This is a genomic window from Paenibacillus sp. FSL R5-0914, assembly GCF_038004525.1.
In the GTDB taxonomy this organism is placed as follows: Bacteria; Bacillota; Bacilli; order Paenibacillales; family Paenibacillaceae; genus Paenibacillus_AQ.
In genome coordinates, this window is the sequence record NZ_JBBORH010000001.1 from 2323138 (window position 1) to 2342128 (window position 18991).

Here is an 18991-nt window from a genome sequence, read left to right on the forward strand (position 1 = left end):
CTCCATGGGAGAAGCGATAGTCGTAACCTCGGGCAAAGGCGGAGTTGGCAAAACAACCACAACAGCCAATATTGGAACCGCACTTGCACTGCAGGGTAAAAAAGTATGTCTCGTCGATACCGACATTGGACTGCGTAATCTGGATGTAGTAATGGGGCTTGAGAATCGTATTATTTATGATCTTGTGGATGTAGCGGAGGGTCGTTGTCGCCTAAATCAAGCACTCGTTAAAGACAAACGCTTTGATGAGTTGTATATGTTGCCCGCAGCTCAAACGAAGGATAAAACGTCCGTCACTCCTGAACAAGTAAAAGATATTATTCTCGAACTGAAGAAGGAATATGAATATATTTTGATTGATTGTCCAGCAGGGATTGAACATGGCTTCCGCAATGCGATTGCCGGTGCGGATAAAGCGATCGTGGTTACCACACCAGAGCATGCTGCTGTGCGGGATGCGGATCGTATTATCGGACTGCTTGAGCAGTCACATGTGGAATCGCCAAAGCTGGTGGTAAATCGTATTCGCCCAGGTCTTGTGAAGTCTGGGGATATGCTTGATATTGAGGATATTTTACAGGTGTTGAATATTGATCTTATCGGAATTGTTCCGGATGATGAACTGGTCATTAAGGCCGCAAATAGTGGAGAGCCTACAGTTATGAATCCCGATTCGTCAGCAGCTATTGCCTACCGCAATATTGCTCGTAGAATTTTAGGTGATGCTGTGCCGCTAATGCAGCTTGATCGGAAACCGGGAGCATTTAAGAAGTTTAAGAAATTTTTCGGTATGGCTTAATTCTGCACCAAGCAATCTTACTATAGAAGCATTGACGGTCCCACCACTAGAGAAATCTATGGGTGGGATTTATTTATTTAGTGGTATTTAAGTGCTCCACCTTGGGTGGGCTTGTTCTAAAGAGACTTCCGTGCTTCATAAAATGGAAGTAAAACAAGCCCGTCCGGAGGGATAAACATGGATCTCAAATCAGATATCAAGAATCGCCGCAAGGAGCGTATTCGTAGTTTGCTGGAGGAAATCCCGAATATAGAAACAGCAGAGGTGCCTCCGTTATTCGTTATGCCCGAAAAGAGTACGAGCTTCAAGGAGTGGGGTACGGGGTTTAAGAAAAATGAGGAGCAATCATCTATAGAGCCTGATCCGGAAGTGATGTGGAAAGAGAGACGGGGTGGCTGGGAGGAACCAGGAGGAGGAGGTTCTAAATTTTCTTCCGGTTTTATTCGACGGGTTATAGCCAGTGTGCTTGTGTTTGGAGCGGTGTGGGGAGTTTTTACAGTTCACCAGCCATGGTCCTATAAAGTCCAAGCCTTTATTAGTGATGCCTTGAGTAATGACATGGATTTCACAGCAGTGCGGGTCTGGTATGAGGAGAATTTTAATGGTGCACCGGCGTTCATACCGATATTTGGTGACAAAGACGAACCTGCTCAAAAGGCAGCAGCTCAACATGAGCTTAGTGCTCCGGTAGCTGGAAGCATTGTGGAGCCCTTTGCCTCCACGCTAAAAGGTGTAGAAATTATGCCTCAAATCGATTCAACCTCAAATGTGACGGTGAAGAGTATAGACATGGGACGTGTTCTTTCCATTTCCAAAGAATTGGACGGTGGCATTCGAATTGCAGTTCAACATTCTGGAGGAATCACAGCAGAATACGGACATTTAAATGGCACTAAGCTGGAGATTGATGACTGGATTCAGAGTGGAGATGAACTCGGGTGGATGCTGGAGAAAGAGGGCTCCTCAGCTCCAACGCTATTCTTTGCAGTGATGAAAGACAAGACTTATATTGATCCTACAGAAGTGGTATCGTTTGATTAGGATCTTAGGGATCGATCTGTCACTACATCCATTGTTCGTAATCATTATGTTGTTCTCTGTACTCACAGGACAATTTCTGGAGTTGCTAACTTTATTTACGATCGTCCTCATTCATGAAATAGGACATGTGGTGGCTGCCCTTTTAGTTGGTGTTACAGTCAAATCGGTTCAGCTTCTTCCGTTTGGCGGAGTTGCGGTTATTGAGGATCATGGGCGGCTCACCGCTAGTCGTGAGATTGGTATTGCACTTGCCGGTCCGCTGCAAAATGGCATCATGATTGTTATGGCTCTTGGGCTTCAGCAAGCAGGTTATGGTAATCAGGAATTTTTAGTCTATTTTATAAATGCTAATGCCATCATTGCGCTCTTTAATCTTTTGCCTGTTCTGCCACTTGACGGAGGCAAAGTACTTCAGGCTACAGTTAGTTTATTTCTTCCTTATTACTATACTTTGCTATGGAGCGGACGAGTGAGTGTTGCTGCAAGCATTTTTGTGATTGTTTATGCGCTATTGCCTCTTGGAGCAGGTGGAGGCTTGAGGCTGAACATGGTTATGATCGGTGCTTTTTTATTGTATTCAAATCTCACGGATCATCGGAATTTACCGTACCGATTTGTTGCTTTTTTGATGAATAGGGAGGCGGTTTATGAGTATCATTTGCGGACAGGAAGTGTGGCTCGTCCAATTGTTGCCTTATCTGCGAAACCTTTAGATGCTATATTGCGTCTATTTAAACGTAATCAATATCATTTTATCTATGTATTAAACGGCGAAGGAAATGTTGTTGCTGTTGTGCCGGAACAGCGCTTAATATCTACCTACTTCGGAATGTAGTGTATTTATGCAGAGCGTGAGAAGGGATGAATGAATGAACGAAACCAGAGGTGAAGCCATGAAACAGATGATCGTTCACTGCACGCAGCACATTACCCGAATGGCTCTTCTGGAGAACGGAAGGCTTGTGGAGTACGCGGCTGAACGCGATCAGCAGCAAGGGTTGGTCGGAAGTTATTATAAAGGCCGTGTGATTAACGTACTTCCAGGTATGCAGGCTGCTTTTGTTGACATTGGACAGAAGAAGAATGCTTTTTTATATGTTGATGATGTATTGCACCCTCATTTGGATAGACAGCCGGATGTGAAGCCTTCTATCGAGACGCTTTTGCAGCCGGGTCAGGATATTGTTGTACAAGTAAGAAAAGAGCCTAGTGGCGGCAAAGGTGCGCGTGTAACGACCCATTATACATTGCCCGGTCGCTGGATGGTGTACATGCCTTTTGCCGATTATGTTGGGGTATCCAAAAAAATAAGTCGCGATGCAGAACGTAGCCGGCTCAAAGGAATTGGTGAACGTCTGCGAATGAAAGAAGAGGGGGTTATTATGCGGACCGTCTCTCAGGATGAGCCGCATGAAGCAGTGGAGGGTGATCTTTCATTTTTACGTGCGCAATGGGATAACATTACACGTCGGGCACAAACTGCAGAAGCCCCAGCTCTACTTCATCGTGATCTTAGTATTGTTCAGCGTTTTATAAGAGATGCTTTTAATCCACAGCGTGATCAGTTGATTATAGATTCTCCAGTTGCAGTTAAAGAAGCCAAGGCATTTCTGGATGACATGGCACCTGATGGGTACAAGCCTGTGAGTTTATATAATGGACCGGAGTCCATTTTTACAGCTTATGGGGTACAGGAACAGCTGCACAAGAGCTTCAGTCGCAAGATCACGCTGGAGGGCGGAGCGACAATGATCTGGGATGAGACGGAGGCGCTCACCGTTATTGACGTGAACACTGCGCAATACATTGGAGGAGCATCCCTTGAAGAAACGGTGACGAATACTAATTTGCTTGCAGCAGAGGAGATTGGTCGTCTGATCCGTTTGCGAGATACGGGCGGAATTATTATTGTTGATTTTATTGATATGGAAGAAGAAATACACCGTAAAATGGTTACCGAGCGGCTGGAGAAAGTGATCTGCAAGGATCGAACCAAAACCCATATTCTCGGTTGGACAAGACTTGGACTCCTCGAGATGACCCGGAAGAAGGCAAGACATGATTCAGCCAGCTTCGCACCTATCCTTTGTCAGTGCTGCGGAGGGACTGGGAAAGTTGGAGAATGGATGGAATGAGTTGACGATGGGCGATAAGTATGATAATATCTTCAAGTATGTGTTTGATTGATTCGGTCCTGCACATGCTGTAACCGCTCCGATCGGGTACATAAGCGCAGTTCCCACGGGAATCTGCCACCTAGACTAGGCGAGTCTGAGACATGAGGAGGTGCAAGTAAAATGTATGCAATTATCGAAACTGGCGGTAAACAATACAAAGTCCAAGAGGGCGATGTTTTGTTCATTGAGAAGTTGGAAGCTGAAGACGGCGCAAGTGTAACTTTTGACCGTGTATTGGCTGTTTCTAACGAAGGTGGTCTGACTGCAGGAACTCCGCTCGTAAGCGGCGCGTCTGTAACAGCTAAAGTCGAGAAACATGGTAAAGGCGCTAAGGTTGTAGTTTACAAATACAAACCTAAGAAGAACTACCACAAGAAACAAGGCCATCGTCAACCGTACACGAAAGTAACTATCGAGAAGATTCAAGCGTAAGAAGGTGCGTGAATGATTAACGTACGGATTACACGATCTTCGGATCTAGGAACTATCGTTGGCTTTGAGGTAAAAGGGCACGCGGGTTATGCAAAGCGTGGCGAAGATATCGTATGTGCCGGTGTTTCGGCCGTAACGGTTGGAACCGTCAATTCGATTGAGACTTTGACCGGAATCTCCATGGATACATCCATGAAGAACGGATTCCTAAGTGGAACATTAGGTTCCATTGATGATTTCGATACTTCCGCGAAGGTGCAATTGCTGCTTGAATCCATGGTCGTGATGCTAAATGATATCGCAGAATCATACGGAAAGTATCTTCAAATAGAGCAAGTAAATATTTAAAGAAGGAGGTTGACAACATGTTGAAATTGAATCTTCAATTGTTCGCATCGAAAAAAGGTGTAGGTTCCACAAAAAACGGACGGGATTCCCATTCCAAACGTCTTGGCGTGAAACGTGCTGACGGTCAAGCAGTAACCGGCGGTAACATCTTGGTTCGTCAACGCGGAACAAAAATTCACCCAGGCACTAACGTAGGCATCGGTAAAGATGATACGTTGTTCGCATTGGTGGATGGCGTAGTGAAGTTCGAACGTTGGGGCCGCGATCGCAAAAAAGTGAGCGTATACCCAGTTGATGTCGCTCCGGTAGCAGCGGCACTGGAAGCGTAAGCTTACGGAACCATATTTGCATGTAGAAGCCTCCGGCATGAGTGCCGGAGGCTTTTTTGTAGAATATTCAGAAGCGTATGTGGATACCTTTGAGCACTTTAGAAATGTAGACCTTCAGAGTTTTAAGAAAACATAAACATCCTTAGACATATGTGAAATCTCACGGTTATCTCTGGTGAACTACAGGGAACTGCTGTGTTATACTAGGAAATGGTAATTGATGAGGGTAATAATCTAAACGAAGTCATGAATTTTGCGAACTGAGGGACGGGGAGAAAGAATGAAATCCTGGAAAAGTGCAATCTGGGCAGTCATGTTATCCGTAATGCTTCCTTTAGGACTCGTGTATTGGCATACCTCCCTTTTGACGTGTCTGTTGCTTGGAATTTGGGTAGCAGCAACGGTTGCTTTCAGTTTGATTTGGAATCAGCGTCATTGGGAACGGGAACTGCGTATACAAGAGAACACTCTGCAACAGGCGGCGATTCGGACACTGAATCATCATCGTCATGATTGGATGAATGATTTGCAGATTCTTTACGGATATATTCAGCTTGGAAAGCCTGATAAATCCGTGGAGTGTGTGGAAAGAATAAAGGAACGCATAGCGCTTGATAGTCGTATCGCTAAGCTGGGCATTCCTTCATTGGTCTTCTATATCCAATCTTTCCGAACTTACCGGACTAGTCTGGAACTGGAAGTTCAAGTGGAGGAAGGATTGCAACTGGAGGAGAAGCTAAACCGGGAAGCAGGAGATGAGCTGACTTCAGTGATCATGCAGACCGTACGAGCTTATCAATATAACGGACTGGCTCCTCAGGGTGAAACGCGCAAGCTGCGTCTTGGCTTTATTCAGGATGGAGGAGACATTCTTATCTCCTTCGAAGGTGAGGGAGAGCATGGCAATCCCGAGCAGCTCAAAGGGCAAATTTATAATATAGTACAAGGGAAAATCATGAAAGCGGAGCAGTTTAAGCCCAGCAAGGCTTATGTAGAGCTGCGTTTGCCGCTTGAAATGTGAGGAAGGTGAACATTAATGTTCGTAGATAAAGCTAAGATTTATGTTAAGGGCGGAGACGGCGGGGATGGTATCGTTGCGTTTCGCCGGGAAAAGTATGTACCGGATGGTGGTCCAGCAGGTGGTGACGGTGGCCGTGGTGGCGACGTTATCTTCCGCGTAGATGAGGGCTTGCGTACGCTGATGGATTTCCGTTATCAACGCCATTTTAAAGCGGACAAAGGGATTAAAGGACGTAACAGAAGTCAGCATGGGGCGAACGCTGATCATATGATCGTGCGGATTCCACCTGGAACCATATTAATTGACGATGATACTCAAGAGATCATCGCCGATTTGACTCGTCATGGTCAGCAAGTTGTTGTTGCCCGTGGGGGTCGTGGGGGTCGTGGGAATGCTCGTTTTGCAACAGCAGCTAATAAGGCTCCAGAGCTAGCAGAGAACGGCGAAGAAGGTCAAGAGCGGTATATTGTTATGGAACTTAAGGTTATGGCTGATGTGGGACTTGTAGGCTTCCCGAGTGTGGGCAAATCTACGCTACTGTCGGTCGTATCCGCAGCTCAACCAAAGATTGGTGCATACCATTTCACTACGATTACACCGAACTTAGGTGTAGTAGATGTTGGGGATGGACGAAGCTTTGTAATGGCGGATCTGCCAGGATTAATTGAGGGAGCTAGTGAAGGCATAGGGCTTGGTCATGAATTCCTGCGTCACGTTGAACGTACACGGATCATTATTCACGTAGTGGACATGTCTGGTTCAGAGGGGCGTGATCCCTTCGAGGATTGGGTTCTCATTAATGACGAGCTGAAGCAATACAATGCGACTCTAATTGATCGTCCTCAGATCGTGGCCGCGAATAAAATGGATATGCCAGAGTCAGAGGAGAATCTCATCGCTTTCCGAGAACGCGTAGCTGAGCTGCGTCCGGATCTTGAGGTTATGCCAATCTCCTCGCTTACCCGTCAGGGTGTTCAGGAACTGTTATATCGTGCAACGGATATTCTTGATAGTATTCCGGTGGCACCGGTAGTTGAAGAAGTATCAGGAACAACTGAACGTAAGGTTTATAAGCTAGAAGCGGAAGATAATAACTCGTTCACCATTACACGTGATAATGAAACATATGTGGTCAACAGCCCTCGTATCGAGAAAATGTTGAAACGTATGCAGCTTAGCACACATGATGCGATTCTAAAGCTCGCCCGGACTTTGCGACATATGGGTGTAGATGCAGAGCTTCGTAAACGTGGAGCTGTAGAGGGGACTATTGTCCGTATTGGTGAGTTCGAATTCGAGTTCGTAGAGAATAGCAGTTACTATTAATATTTAGCTGATTACAAAGCGCGACTTGTGTTCTCCTGTAGAGGAAGACACAAGCCGCGCTTTTTTTATTTCCTTATCGAGTATATTTTTTTCGTGAAAAGAACCCAAATCACGATATATATCGTATACAATTAATATCGAAATACACAATTTCCCATCCGGGAACGCATACGTTATTCATATATCATAGATGATGAAAGAGGGAATAGCAGATGGCAATTATAGAAGTGGTGAAGTACGACGGTCCTCCGGGGATTTTCGCATGGAAATATCCTAACCAAGAGCTAGGGACATGGACTCAGCTAATCGTTAATGAATCTCAGGAAGCGATCCTATTCAAGGGCGGACAAGCGCTTGATTCCTTTACGGCAGGGCGGCACACCCTGAGCACCGCCAATATTCCTATTTTATCTAATATCGTTAATCTTCCTTTCGGTGGGAAGTCGCCGTTCACAGCAGAAGTATGGTATGTGAACAAGACCAATTCGATGAATGTTAAATGGGGAACCAGCGCACCTTTACAACTCCAGGATCCTAAATACAAAATTATGATTTCTGTTCGTTCCTTCGGACAGTTTGGTGTAAAGGTTGATAATCCGCGCAAATTTTTGTTGCAGCTTGTTGGAACGCTTCCTCAGTTTGATCACGATACGCTCGTGAATTATTTCCGCGGCTTGCTTATGTCAAATATAAATGAACTGATCTCATCCTACCTTGTACATAAGCAAATCAGTATACTGGAGATTAATGCCTATGTTGCAGAGATCTCAAAGCATATCCAGGGGCGGCTAGCATCAACTTTTCTGGATAATGGACTTGAGCTGAATAATTTCTATATTGATTCCATTAATATTCCTGATGATGATCCGGCAACGATTCGATTAAAGGAAGCTTTAGCTAAAAAAGCAGAAATGGATATTATCGGCTTCAACTATCAGCAGGAGCGCGGCTTTAACACGATGGAAAAAGCAGCAGGTAATCCAGGTAATCTTGGAGTAGGCATGATGAACACCGGGATGGGGCTTGGACTTGGTATGGGATTCGCTGGACCGGCTATGGATATGGTGAATCGTATGACCCGAGGGATGAGTTTTGATTCAGGGACTACAGTTGTGCGCCAAGAGCGCTCCTGTTCGAAGTGTGGGGTTATGAATTCTGTTGAGGGAAGGTTCTGCAGTGGCTGTGGGCATGCTCTGGAGAGCATTCAGCAAAGCGCATCGTCCGGAAACAAGATCAATTGTTTGGAATGTGGACATGAATTGAAAGCAGGAGCCAAGTTCTGTCCTGGTTGTGGCAATCCTTATCGTGCTTGTCCAACCTGTGGAGCAGATAATCCTGAGGGTGCATCTTCCTGTGTCTCTTGTGGAAAAGAAATGCCTAAAGCCTGTGGTAAATGTGGAGAAATGGTATCACCAGGGGTGAAATTCTGTCCTCACTGTGGAGATAGCTTGGTTATTAAATGCGGAGGTTGTGGGCATGAGCTGAAGCCTGGACAGAAATTTTGTGCAGAGTGTGGAACAAAAGCAGGCTGAAGGAGGACGTTATGAACAAGGGCAAAAGCTATATTCGTATCATCACCATTATTTATGTGGCTGCTATAATACTAACGGTGTTCTCCTTTATAGGGTTAGGCTTCTCTGAATCACTATTTCGATTCGTGATTTCGCTAGTCGCTGTTCTGCTGGCGGAGAGTGTGGTGTATGGCTATTGTATTTTTTGGCTCCGTACTGCAGGTAGTGTGCAGCGGACCTCACCCGTTCTTCTCAGCGGTGCATTCATCACGGGGATTTATGCGGTTGGAGTATTCGCATCGGCTATTGTCTTCGATTGGCTACTGGAGTTGTCCCCTCTGTGGTATGCTGCCGTTCAATTGCTGATTCTTTTGATTGGTGGAATCACACTGGCTGTGATCGGGATTTATGGATGGAATGCCGGAACAGAAGAACAGCAAATGCAGAGGTCCTTGCAAGCTTTTCGGCAGCATCAGAGTGAAATAAACGAGATCAGTACGCTGGCAAGCAGCTGGAAGAATCCTGAAACTGAACAGCTTGTAAAAGTGCTCAATAAGTTACGAGATCAATTCAAGTTCAGTGAGCCTGTATCAGATCCATCTTTATATGCTACTGAGGATATCATGCATCAGCAGATCTCCCTGTTGCATGATCATGTGAAGCTTCTGCTCATGACAAATGAGCCACATGAGAACTGGCAAGCTGAAATCAACGAAATGGCCGATAGTATTAAAGCTACACTAGAGCGGCGAAATCGGGAATTAGCGGCACTTAAATAGGAGGAAATAACTACATGAACAGATTGAACATACAAGAGCCGTCACCGACCCCAGCGGGGAGTGCAGCGGTTCCTCTGATTAAATTAGACCGGACTGGGTTTGATTATGTCATTCTTGCAGCGGCTTATCTATTCACACCCATTGGACTCGTTCTTGCATTGTTACGTTTGATGCTAACCCATTATAAAAATCATCGGAGACCCACCAATCTAAATCTGATCATGCATGTATTTATCGGAGGATTTGTTGAACTCTCTATTGCAATGTTTGTAGATACCATGAGTGGAAACACTGGAACTTCCGAATTATTAACGATCCAGATTTTCCTTGCAGTCATATTTTTGATTCCGGCACTTATTCTTGCGAGTGTGACAGCAAAAGCTAAATATACACTTTCTAAGCTTAACACTTCTTATATAGAGCTGATTCAAAATAAAAATATCCGATATGTCGGCAGTATATCTGAACGGATAGGTCAAAGCGATAGCGATGTACGGAGAGATGTCCAGTATCTAAAGAATAAAGGATTATTGGATATTGATATTGTACTTTCCGAGGGGCGTCAGACGCCAGATCCATCCATGGCAGCACCTAATCTTGTACATCCTGAAAGGACTTCAGGCTTCGGAGCCCAAGCTTCGGGACAGCAGATTCATTCTCAACCGCAGTCCTCACCGCTGCTGCCTAAGTCCATCCGTTGTCCGGGCTGCGGAGCACAGAACACGGTTCAGCCTAGTCAGTCAAAGAGCTGTGAATACTGTGGCACGATGATATCGTATAGTTAATGCCAAGGTTCTCCCTGAGCATTGTAGATATAACTTAACTAGGGGAGATAGAAGATGAGTAAATTGGATATACGAAGGCAGCCACCAACAACAGGCAAACCGATATATAAGCACGAATATGAGCGGACGGCGTTTGATTATACGACTATTGTGTTTGCGTATGTATTTGCTCCGGTTGGCTTTATATTGGCTGCCATTCGGTTATTATCTACACATTCCAAGAGACAGCGCAAAGCAAGCAATATTAACCTGTTTTATCATGCGTGTATGGGTGCCTTTGTAGAATTGGCGATCTATTTCATTATTAGCAAGCTACTCGGTCAAATCGATTATATTGCACTCTTGATCAGGCTGGTGATTATCTACGCATTGTTTAGGGTTCCCGCCATCAAATTGTCGGTTAGGGCCGTAGGATGGAGAGAGGGATTCACCTATCTTTGCAATGACTATATCGCTTTGGTTCTTGTGGACGGCATAAGGCATATCGGCAGCCTATCCGATATTCGCGGATTCAGTGAAGAGAACGTCCGCGAGGTTTTGGAATATTTAAAAGATCAGGGAGTACTTTCTCCAGATATTGTTTATTATGAAGGACGTGTAGACAATCCATTTGTAAAATTGCCGCCGAAGCTTATTTATTCCAAACGGGCACAAGCACTGGTGCGTGCGCCTGAGAATAACCTTCGCTACCGTAACAAGCGAGACCGGACAGTGTTTGATCGAATCATCATGGCGATTGCCTATTTGTTTGCTCCGCTTGGGTTTGTACTTGCGATGCTTCGTTTTGTAAGCACTCATTATAAGAATGAGCGGAAATCATTTAACTACAAATTGCTCTATCATGTATGTATGGGAGCTTTTATGGAACTTGCCGTCCTCTTCGCCGTGGGGACCTACAAAGGGGATTTTAAGTGGTTCACTTTATTGATCATTCTGGTGGTCCTCTACTTGATCTTTATAATTCCGGCGGACAGCTTTGCAGGGAGGGCTACCTTCGCAACAGAAAACTTTGATTTTCTGTGCAAGAAGTATCTCATGCTGATCATAGTGGATGATGTTAGACATATTGGTAATTTAGCTGATATCACGAAACAAAGTGAAGATGATGTACGTAGAGACCTACGGTATTTGGTGAGATGGGGGTTACTTGCTTCTGATCTTGTCTATTATGAAGGACGTGTTAAGCTCTTAGATAAACAACCGCCCAATCTTGTGCATCCTGACCGGGCACAGCCCTCCGCGGCATCAGAGAACCAGCCATCATCTGGGCGGCAGTCATTACCGGAGAATAGGCCTAAGCCACCTGTCCAACTGCCGAAATCCATCGTTTGTTCGAGTTGCGGTGCTAAGAGTAGAGTACTTCCTGGGCAGGATAAAATCTGTGACTATTGCGGGACGACGATTCCATACAGTTAGTGTACATACGATTGCCTGCTGCCCCCGGGAATCCGGGGGTTTTGCTGCACCGTACTCCCTGGCCTCAGAGTATACATATAAAGTTATTGCATTTTATAAGTCTTTTCCGATATAATGTCCACTAAGAAAACACAAAAGTCTTTGAGGTGAGGACGTTCGTGAAAGAACGCTATTATTTGGTCCGTGAGGACATATTACCTGATGCCGTACTTAAGACTATGCAGGTCAAACAATTGCTTGAGGCCGGGGATGCGAAGACCGTACATGAGGGTGTAGAACAGGTAGGATTAAGCCGGAGCGCTTTTTATAAATACAAGGATGGCATTCACCTGATCCATCAGCTCGAACGTGAGCGAATTGTTACGATCTCCATGGATTTGGAACATGAATCGGGGATGCTCTCCAAGGTTCTAGGATCTGTGGCGGGGCATGGGGCTAACGTGCTGACGATTCACCAGAGTATTCCGCTACAAGGACGAGCGAATGTGGTGATTTCCGTGGAAATCTCACATTTGAATGAGGAGCTCGGAGAGATGCTTGATAGTCTGAAGAATATTCCGGGAGTGAAGCGCGCCCTAATCGTTGGACAGGGATAGAGAAATTATATACGTAAAACTTTTAGGAGGATACTGATGAAGCCGGTTAAAGTAGGATTGCTGGGTCTGGGAACAGTTGGTACAGGTGTAGTTCGTATCGTGGAAGGAAATCAGGAGGATTTGAGCAGTCAAGTAGGCTCTCCAATACTCATTGAGCGCATAGCGGTGAATAATTCCAATAAGCTCCGTGATATTGAGGTCGACCCTGCTAAAATAACAACAGATCCATGGGATGTTATTCGTGACCCTGAGATCGATGTAATCGTTGAAGTGATGGGTGGTATCGATGGAACAAAGGAATATATTCTTGAAGCTTTGGACCGTGGTAAACATGTCGTAACTGCGAATAAGGACTTGATGGCGCTGCACGGTTCGGAGATTCTGGCTAAGGCGCAAGAGAAACAATGTGATGTCTTTTATGAGGCTAGTGTTGCAGGTGGTATTCCGATTATTCGGACGCTTATCGAAGGCTTTTCTTCAGATAAGATCATGAAGATTATAGGTATTGTGAATGGAACAACTAATTACATACTAACCAAAATGAGCCAAGAAGGCGCATCCTACAATGATGTGTTAAAAGAAGCGCAGGATTTAGGATATGCAGAGGCTGATCCAACTTCCGATGTTGAAGGTCTGGATGCTGCCCGCAAAATGGCGATTCTCGGGACCCTAGGCTTCCGTACTAACGTGGAGCTACATGACGTCAGTGTGAGCGGGATTTCAGAAGTGAGTAAAGCCGATATTGCCTTTGCAAAGCGTCTCGGATACGAAATCAAGCTGCTAGGCATTGCTGAACGTCAGGATGAGGAATTCAGTATCAGTGTTCAACCGACCTTGATTCGAGCAAGTCACCCACTTGCATCTGTAAATGGTGTCTTCAATGCAGTTTATGTGTATGGTGAGGCAGTAGGAGAGACAATGTTCTATGGTGCGGGCGCGGGTGCAATGCCAACGGCAACTTCGGTAGTAGCTGACTTGGTAGCCATTATTAAGAACCTCAAGCTGGGCGTTAATGGATTGAAGCAAAAAGTACCTTATAAGCAGAAGAAGCTTAAGAGTGATGAGGATATCTTTTATAAAAACTTCCTACTTTTACACGTTGATGATAAAGCAGGCGTATTGGCCAAGATTACTCAGGTGTTTGCCGAGTATGACGTGAGTCTTGATTCGGTAGTTCAGCAAGCCAATCCAAATAATCCTGATGCGGAGATTATTATTGTTACCCATAACGCCAGCAAAGCAAGTATGAATAAAGTGCTGCGCCACTTTAAGGAACTGAAAGTCATCCACCGGATCAAGAGTCATTATCGTGTGGAAGGTTAGCACTGTAGATGGACTATACTTTCTATATTTAAACAATGAGTAAGGAGATTGCACCTGTTATGAGTACTTATGGAGTAGCAAGGGTTAAAGTACCTGCTAGTACTGCCAATCTTGGTCCGGGCTTCGATACTCTTGGCATGGCATTGCCGCTGTATGCCTGGATTGAGATGGAGGAAGCAGAGGAGACAGTTTTTCATCTATATGGTGACGAGATGAAGGGAGTGGCTCGGGATAAGAGTAATTTACTCTATAAGGTCGCTCAAATGGTATTTGCAGAAGCTGGCGTTACGGTGCCTGAAATATCTATTTCGATGTACTCTGAGATTCCGCTTACGCGTGGACTCGGCAGCAGTGCCTCGGCCATCATTGGGGGCATGGTCGCAGCTAATACGATGATCGGCTCTCCGCTCGATGATGCGAAGCTGTTTGATATGGCTACCCAGCTTGAGAAGCATCCTGACAATGTAGGAGCTTCCTTATTTGGTGGCATCATTACCGCAGTGTGGGACGGTGATCATGCGGATTACGTTCGCCTTGATCCACCTCAAGACCTTGAGGTTCTCGTGGTTATTCCTGAATTCGAGCTGGAAACCACAAAAGCACGGGGAGTGCTTCCAACAGAAATCTCAGTTAGTGATGCTGTGTACAACATCAGCAGAACCTCTTTAATGACAGCCTCGTTTGCATCAGGTCGGCTTGACCTGATCAGTAGAGCGATGCAGGATCGTCTGCATCAGCCCTATCGTGCAGCACTTATTCCAGGCATGGAGAAGCTGCTCGCGGAAGCACCTAACCATGGTGCTTTAGGAATCGCACTTAGCGGTGCCGGTCCTACCCTACTGTGTTTAGTTGATCGCCATGAGACTCGTAAGCGAGAGCTTGAGGCTTTCCTGATGAATACGATGCAAGAACACGGCATCTCTGCTCAGACTTGCTGGCTGATGCCTTGTACTTCAGGTGTTACATCAGAGCTTCTTGAAAGAAACGAGATGCAAAACGTATCATTTTTGGATATGATAAAAGGAGAAGTACGGTTATGAAATCAATAGCGGTATTGCCGCAGGGCTCGGTATCTCACGAAGCGCTGCTGCATTTGTTTAACGGCGAGCCTGTAAAAATTGTGCATCACAAGCTAATTTCCGATGTCTTTCTCTCTACGGCTGGTGGCACCACTGATTACAGCGTTATCCCGATTGAGAATACTATTGAAGGCTCAGTTAGTCTACATATTGATTGGCTCATTAATGAGGTCGATCTACCTATGCAGGCTGAATGGATCTTTCCATCGATACAGAATCTCATCGGCCACCCGCTGGAATTCAGAGATACGAACGGCAATAAGGATTTCACTAAAATTAAAAAAATCCTTTCGCATCCTGTTGCAATGGCACAATGCATGCAATTTGTTCGGAAGCATGCACCTTGGGCTGAACTGGAGTCGGTCGGAAGCACCTCTGAAGCTGTTGAAATCGTTAAGAACAATCCTGACAAGGGCTGGGCTGCGATTGGTACTGCTCTTGGCGCAGCAACTCATGGGCTGGAGATTGCTGATCGGAAAGTTACAGATCACAACAACAACTACACGCGATTTGTCCTTGTCGGTCCGCAGAAGATTGATCTTCCACGGAGCAGCAATGGTGTAAAGACGAGTGTCCTAGTTACGCTGCCGGAGGATTTTCCCGGTGCTTTGCATCAGGTCCTCGCTGCCTTTTCTTGGCGGAAGCTGAATTTATCGCGTATTGAATCACGACCAACGAAAAAGAAGTTGGGTACTTATTATTTTTATATTGATGTGCTGGAACCGATAGAATCAGTCCTGCTACCAGGAGCGATTGAAGAGATTAGCGCTTTAGGCTGTCAGGTTCGGATTCTGGGCTCGTATCCCACATACACCTATGAGGAAGAGAAAGCGGAGGTGCAGTAAATTCATGGCTGAACAATGGATCTATCTGGATGGACAACACGTAACTAAGGAAAATGCAAAGGTATCCGTTTTTGATCACGGTTTTTTGTATGGAGACGGCATATTTGAAGGTATTCGTATCTACAATGGTAATATTTTTAAATGTAAAGAGCATTTGGACAGACTATATGATTCGGCGAAGTCGATCATGTTGGATATTCCGCTCACTTATGACGAGATGCTGGAAGCTATGGCTGAAACGATTCGCCTTAACGACATGCGTAACGGTTATATTCGACTGATCGTATCCCGTGGTCCTGGTAACTTGGGTCTTGATCCACGCCGTTGCCCTAAAGCCAGCGTAATCATTATCGTTGAACAATTAGCTATTTACCCAGAGCAAGCGTACATTAATGGGCTTCGTGCTGTTTCTGTATCCCAACGTCGTAATATTCCGGATGCACTTAATCCGAAGATTAAATCGCTTAACTATCTCAACAATATCCTAGTGAAAATCCAGTCCAATCTGGCAGAAGCCGATGAAGCAATCATGATGAATGCTCAAGGATATGTTACTGAAGGATCTGGAGATAATATTTTCATCATCAAAAATGGTGTGGTCTTTACTCCTCCGTGCTATTTGGGAGCGCTTGAAGGAATCACACGTCTGGCGATCATCGAGTTATGTGAGAAATTGGGTATTAAGCTAAAAGAAGAACCATTCACTATGCATGATGTTTACATAGCGGACGAGGTATTCTTCACAGGTACTGCTGCTGAAGTTATTGCTGCGCGTGAAATTGACGGCCGAATCATTGGTGAAGGACAAGCGGGTCCAATCACTTTGAAATTGCTTGAAGAGTTCCGCAATGTTGTTGACAAAGATGGTTACAAGGTTTGGGAATAACATTTAATCGTACAATTTGCTCTTTACATGCTAGTCGAGTAATGAGTATTGAATAGGCATTAGATATCCTTTCATGCATATGAAGAAGATGGCCGGAGGTCTCTGGTACATCTTTTCATGTCTCATGAAAGGATTTTTTTTATTTCAGGGATGTCATTCGCCCATGGGCTGCATAAGATGTAGTAACGAAGGAGGCGGCTGTACCGCATATAACTCTGTAAGAGAGCAATGTTCCATCCAAAGGGGGTTTGCTTTCAAAGCCAGTTTTGCTGTGTAGCTGTAAGAAAGCAATACTCCACAAAACTTTTAGGAGGTTAATGCTACGTGAAAATACACATTGTCAAACAAGGCGATAGTCTGTATGCATTATCGCAAAAGTACGGAGTGCCGTTACAAAAAATTATTGAAGCTAATCCACAGATCAGTAATCCGAATGTGCTGGCACTTGGTGAAAAAGTAAAAATACCTACGGCTCCTGTATCCGTACCGGATAACAGTGAAGTTTACTACAAGCATACAGTCAAACAAGGTGATACCTTATGGAAATTATCTAAGGCGTGGGGAATCCCTTTAAAAGATATGGTTGAAGCAAACCCCCAGCTAAAGAATCCGAATGTATTGATGTTAGGGGAAGTAGTCAACATTCCTAAAAAGACATCAAACGCTTCACCCGTACAGCCAGGCTACATGCCTTCTAATGCTTCTGAGAAAACACAAGTTGGCGGGAAGGAATATACGGGTCCAAAAGAACAGCCAGTAGCTGAGGTAGTTCCTGCACCAAAACCGGAAACTAAACCAGAGGTCAAACCAGAAACTAAACCGGAAGCAAAAGCAGCAGAAAATAAACCAGAAGCTAAAGCGGAAACTAAACCTGCACCTAAATCATCGCCAAATATCTCGCCTTTGTACAATTCTGCACCACACCCATCGATGAACATTGCCCCTATTAATACTCAAAATGCTGCACCTAATCCTGCGCCGAATATGCAGATGGAAGTTGCTCCTGTGCAAGAAATTGAAATGCAGAGCCTATTTGTTCAGATTACAGTTCCAAATCAAGAGCCTGTAGCTCATCATGAGGCAGCAAAAGCTGAGATGAAGCCAATGGCTTGCAAAGAGGAAAAGGCAGATGCTTGTGACAACATGGGATATCCAGGCCTAGGAGGAAATCCTTATCTCTATGATTCTTATCAAAATAGCCCTAATATGAACATGAATTGGGCACCAAGTTATGTTCAACCGGCGTCATATGGACCCGAATGCATGTCTCCATACTACTTTTCAGAAAATATGTATTCACCTAACATGAGTCCAGAACAATGGAATCCGAATGCTGCGCCTAATGTGAGTCCAGAACAATGGAATCCAAACGCTTGGCCTAATATGAGTCCGGAACAATGGAATCCGAATGTTGCGTCTAACGTGAGTCCAGAACAATGGAATCCGAATGCTGCGTCTAATGTGAGTCCAGAACAATGGAATCCGAATGCTTGGCCTAATATGAGTCCGGAACAATGGAATCCGAATGCTGCGCCTAACGTGAGTCCAGAACAATGGAATCCAAATGCTGCACCTAACAATATGGAGGCTAATGTTTCAGGGATGAACCCGATGTATGGGATGTCATCGAACCTTCCTTGGCCAACTACTTGTGGGTGTGGGGGAATGCATGTTCAACCCTATTCATATGAAATGCCCGTATATAATACCTATCCTGCATATGGAAACCCAAATACATTCTCTGCTTATGGAGCGGGAACACCTAATCAGGGAATAGTTCCAGCATCTCCTCTTGGAGCTTTTGGCGGGCCGATAATGTCGAGTATTCCGTCTAATCCGCAGTATCCAGGTATTGGTAATTATTCGCAGCATAATCGGGTTCCGGAAATCCAAGATCCTGAAACGTTTGTACAGGACACTCCCGAAGTTGCTAGAACAGTGAGTGAGGAATCTACTTCTGGCGCTTCTCTCAAGAGCAAGGGAACTGCAACGAAGGAAACGGCATCAAAAGCAAAGACCTCGAGTCAAAACAGCAGTAAGAAAAACAAAACAGCTGTGAAGTCTCAACGTTCAAATGCTGGTGGTCGTACAGAGAGCTCAAAGAAACGCAGAAATCCGTGGATTTCTAATTAATACAGTTCTAAACTAACATCCAATCTCTATTTAACGTGTAGGTTCTGATTATTAGAATCTGCACGTTTTTTATGAGAAGATGGGAACGAGAAGTAGGACTGAGGCGAAAGTACTTATTTATGTTTTTTGAATTTAGGGGTTGTTTTTAAAGTGGGTTATATGTTA

At 44.9% G+C, this 18991-nt stretch carries 19 protein-coding genes and 1 other annotated feature; all 19 genes read left to right on the top strand.

Annotation, left to right across the window (positions count from 1 at the left end; all coding sequences use genetic code 11):
- Window positions 1-4 precede the first annotated feature (4 nt).
- Window positions 5-799 (top strand): septum site-determining protein MinD, encoded by a 795-nt coding sequence (minD, locus tag MKX60_RS10150; RefSeq protein WP_042130573.1) that lies wholly within the window; start codon window positions 5-7, stop codon window positions 797-799.
- 177 nt (window positions 800-976) lie between these two features.
- A complete protein-coding gene (locus MKX60_RS10155) occupies window positions 977-1840 on the top strand; it encodes a M23 family metallopeptidase (protein WP_042191169.1) in 864 nt (287 codons plus the stop codon).
- Window positions 1833-2675 (top strand): M50 family metallopeptidase, encoded by an 843-nt coding sequence (locus MKX60_RS10160; RefSeq protein WP_076300739.1) that lies wholly within the window; start codon window positions 1833-1835, stop codon window positions 2673-2675. The genes MKX60_RS10155 and MKX60_RS10160 overlap by 8 nt, the downstream gene beginning before the upstream one ends.
- A gap of 58 nt (window positions 2676-2733) precedes the next feature.
- Complete coding sequence (locus tag MKX60_RS10165; protein WP_042194404.1) at window positions 2734-3975, top strand: Rne/Rng family ribonuclease; 1242 nt, start codon at window positions 2734-2736, stop codon at window positions 3973-3975.
- A gap of 62 nt (window positions 3976-4037) precedes the next feature.
- Window positions 4038-4123 (top strand) — a sequence feature (ribosomal protein L21 leader region).
- Between the two features lie 14 nt (window positions 4124-4137).
- Window positions 4138-4449 (top strand): 50S ribosomal protein L21, encoded by a 312-nt coding sequence (rplU, locus tag MKX60_RS10170; protein WP_042130566.1) that lies wholly within the window; start codon window positions 4138-4140, stop codon window positions 4447-4449.
- 12 nt (window positions 4450-4461) lie between these two features.
- Entirely contained in the window at window positions 4462-4797 is a 336-nt protein-coding gene (locus tag MKX60_RS10175) for a ribosomal-processing cysteine protease Prp (protein WP_042191166.1), read from the top strand.
- 17 nt (window positions 4798-4814) lie between these two features.
- Entirely contained in the window at window positions 4815-5126 is a 312-nt protein-coding gene (rpmA, locus tag MKX60_RS10180; RefSeq protein WP_042130564.1) for a 50S ribosomal protein L27, read from the top strand.
- Between the two features lie 280 nt (window positions 5127-5406).
- Window positions 5407-6147 carry a Spo0B domain-containing protein gene (locus MKX60_RS10185; protein ID WP_076300740.1) on the top strand — a complete coding sequence of 247 codons (741 nt, stop codon included), beginning with the start codon at window positions 5407-5409 and terminating at the stop codon, window positions 6145-6147.
- 15 nt (window positions 6148-6162) lie between these two features.
- On the top strand, window positions 6163-7473 hold the full coding sequence (gene obgE, locus MKX60_RS10190) for a GTPase ObgE (protein ID WP_341059710.1): 1311 nt from the start codon (window positions 6163-6165) through the stop codon (window positions 7471-7473).
- Window positions 7474-7685: 212 nt separating this feature from the next.
- Entirely contained in the window at window positions 7686-9005 is a 1320-nt protein-coding gene (locus tag MKX60_RS10195) for an SPFH domain-containing protein (protein ID WP_042191160.1), read from the top strand.
- Between the two features lie 11 nt (window positions 9006-9016).
- Window positions 9017-9763 carry a hypothetical protein gene (locus tag MKX60_RS10200; protein ID WP_341059711.1) on the top strand — a complete coding sequence of 249 codons (747 nt, stop codon included), beginning with the start codon at window positions 9017-9019 and terminating at the stop codon, window positions 9761-9763.
- Window positions 9764-9777: 14 nt separating this feature from the next.
- Entirely contained in the window at window positions 9778-10548 is a 771-nt protein-coding gene (locus MKX60_RS10205) for a zinc ribbon domain-containing protein (protein ID WP_076286499.1), read from the top strand.
- 54 nt (window positions 10549-10602) lie between these two features.
- Window positions 10603-11964, top strand: a complete 1362-nt coding sequence (locus MKX60_RS10210) for a hypothetical protein (RefSeq protein ID WP_076286500.1) — start codon at window positions 10603-10605, stop codon at window positions 11962-11964.
- A 158-nt stretch (window positions 11965-12122) separates the two neighbouring features.
- Window positions 12123-12560, top strand: a complete 438-nt coding sequence (locus MKX60_RS10215) for an ACT domain-containing protein (protein ID WP_042130552.1) — start codon at window positions 12123-12125, stop codon at window positions 12558-12560.
- Window positions 12561-12596: 36 nt separating this feature from the next.
- Window positions 12597-13883: a homoserine dehydrogenase gene (locus MKX60_RS10220; protein WP_149646000.1), complete on the top strand. Its 1287-nt coding sequence runs from the start codon at window positions 12597-12599 to the stop codon at window positions 13881-13883.
- Between the two features lie 59 nt (window positions 13884-13942).
- Window positions 13943-14923, top strand: a complete 981-nt coding sequence (gene thrB / locus MKX60_RS10225; RefSeq protein ID WP_339243281.1) for a homoserine kinase — start codon at window positions 13943-13945, stop codon at window positions 14921-14923.
- Window positions 14920-15807: a prephenate dehydratase gene (gene pheA / locus MKX60_RS10230; RefSeq protein ID WP_341059714.1), complete on the top strand. Its 888-nt coding sequence runs from the start codon at window positions 14920-14922 to the stop codon at window positions 15805-15807. The genes thrB and pheA overlap by 4 nt, the downstream gene beginning before the upstream one ends.
- Window positions 15808-15811: 4 nt before the next feature.
- Window positions 15812-16693 carry a branched-chain-amino-acid transaminase gene (gene ilvE / locus MKX60_RS10235; RefSeq protein WP_042191145.1) on the top strand — a complete coding sequence of 294 codons (882 nt, stop codon included), beginning with the start codon at window positions 15812-15814 and terminating at the stop codon, window positions 16691-16693.
- Window positions 16694-17017: 324 nt separating this feature from the next.
- Window positions 17018-18826, top strand: coding sequence for a LysM peptidoglycan-binding domain-containing protein (locus MKX60_RS10240; RefSeq protein ID WP_341059716.1), 1809 nt, complete (start codon window positions 17018-17020; stop codon window positions 18824-18826).
- Window positions 18827-18991 lie beyond the last annotated feature (165 nt).

What these genes read in the sequence shown, in the direction of transcription:
- thrB (WP_339243281.1), top strand. Translation starts at nt 13,943, where the DNA reads ATGAGTACTTATGGAGTAGCAAGGGTTAAAGTACCTGCTAGTACTGCC.
- ilvE (WP_042191145.1), top strand. Translation starts at nt 15,812, where the DNA reads ATGGCTGAACAATGGATCTATCTGGATGGACAACACGTAACTAAGGAA.
- obgE (WP_341059710.1), top strand. Translation starts at nt 6,163, where the DNA reads ATGTTCGTAGATAAAGCTAAGATTTATGTTAAGGGCGGAGACGGCGGG.
- rpmA (WP_042130564.1), top strand. Translation starts at nt 4,815, where the DNA reads ATGTTGAAATTGAATCTTCAATTGTTCGCATCGAAAAAAGGTGTAGGT.
- MKX60_RS10205 (WP_076286499.1), top strand. Translation starts at nt 9,778, where the DNA reads ATGAACAGATTGAACATACAAGAGCCGTCACCGACCCCAGCGGGGAGT.
- pheA (WP_341059714.1), top strand. Translation starts at nt 14,920, where the DNA reads ATGAAATCAATAGCGGTATTGCCGCAGGGCTCGGTATCTCACGAAGCG.
- MKX60_RS10200 (WP_341059711.1), top strand. Translation starts at nt 9,017, where the DNA reads ATGAACAAGGGCAAAAGCTATATTCGTATCATCACCATTATTTATGTG.
- MKX60_RS10165 (WP_042194404.1), top strand. Translation starts at nt 2,734, where the DNA reads ATGAAACAGATGATCGTTCACTGCACGCAGCACATTACCCGAATGGCT.
- MKX60_RS10195 (WP_042191160.1), top strand. Translation starts at nt 7,686, where the DNA reads ATGGCAATTATAGAAGTGGTGAAGTACGACGGTCCTCCGGGGATTTTC.
- MKX60_RS10220 (WP_149646000.1), top strand. Translation starts at nt 12,597, where the DNA reads ATGAAGCCGGTTAAAGTAGGATTGCTGGGTCTGGGAACAGTTGGTACA.
- MKX60_RS10155 (WP_042191169.1), top strand. Translation starts at nt 977, where the DNA reads ATGGATCTCAAATCAGATATCAAGAATCGCCGCAAGGAGCGTATTCGT.
- minD (WP_042130573.1), top strand. Translation starts at nt 5, where the DNA reads ATGGGAGAAGCGATAGTCGTAACCTCGGGCAAAGGCGGAGTTGGCAAA.
- MKX60_RS10210 (WP_076286500.1), top strand. Translation starts at nt 10,603, where the DNA reads ATGAGTAAATTGGATATACGAAGGCAGCCACCAACAACAGGCAAACCG.
- MKX60_RS10175 (WP_042191166.1), top strand. Translation starts at nt 4,462, where the DNA reads ATGATTAACGTACGGATTACACGATCTTCGGATCTAGGAACTATCGTT.
- rplU (WP_042130566.1), top strand. Translation starts at nt 4,138, where the DNA reads ATGTATGCAATTATCGAAACTGGCGGTAAACAATACAAAGTCCAAGAG.
- MKX60_RS10185 (WP_076300740.1), top strand. Translation starts at nt 5,407, where the DNA reads ATGAAATCCTGGAAAAGTGCAATCTGGGCAGTCATGTTATCCGTAATG.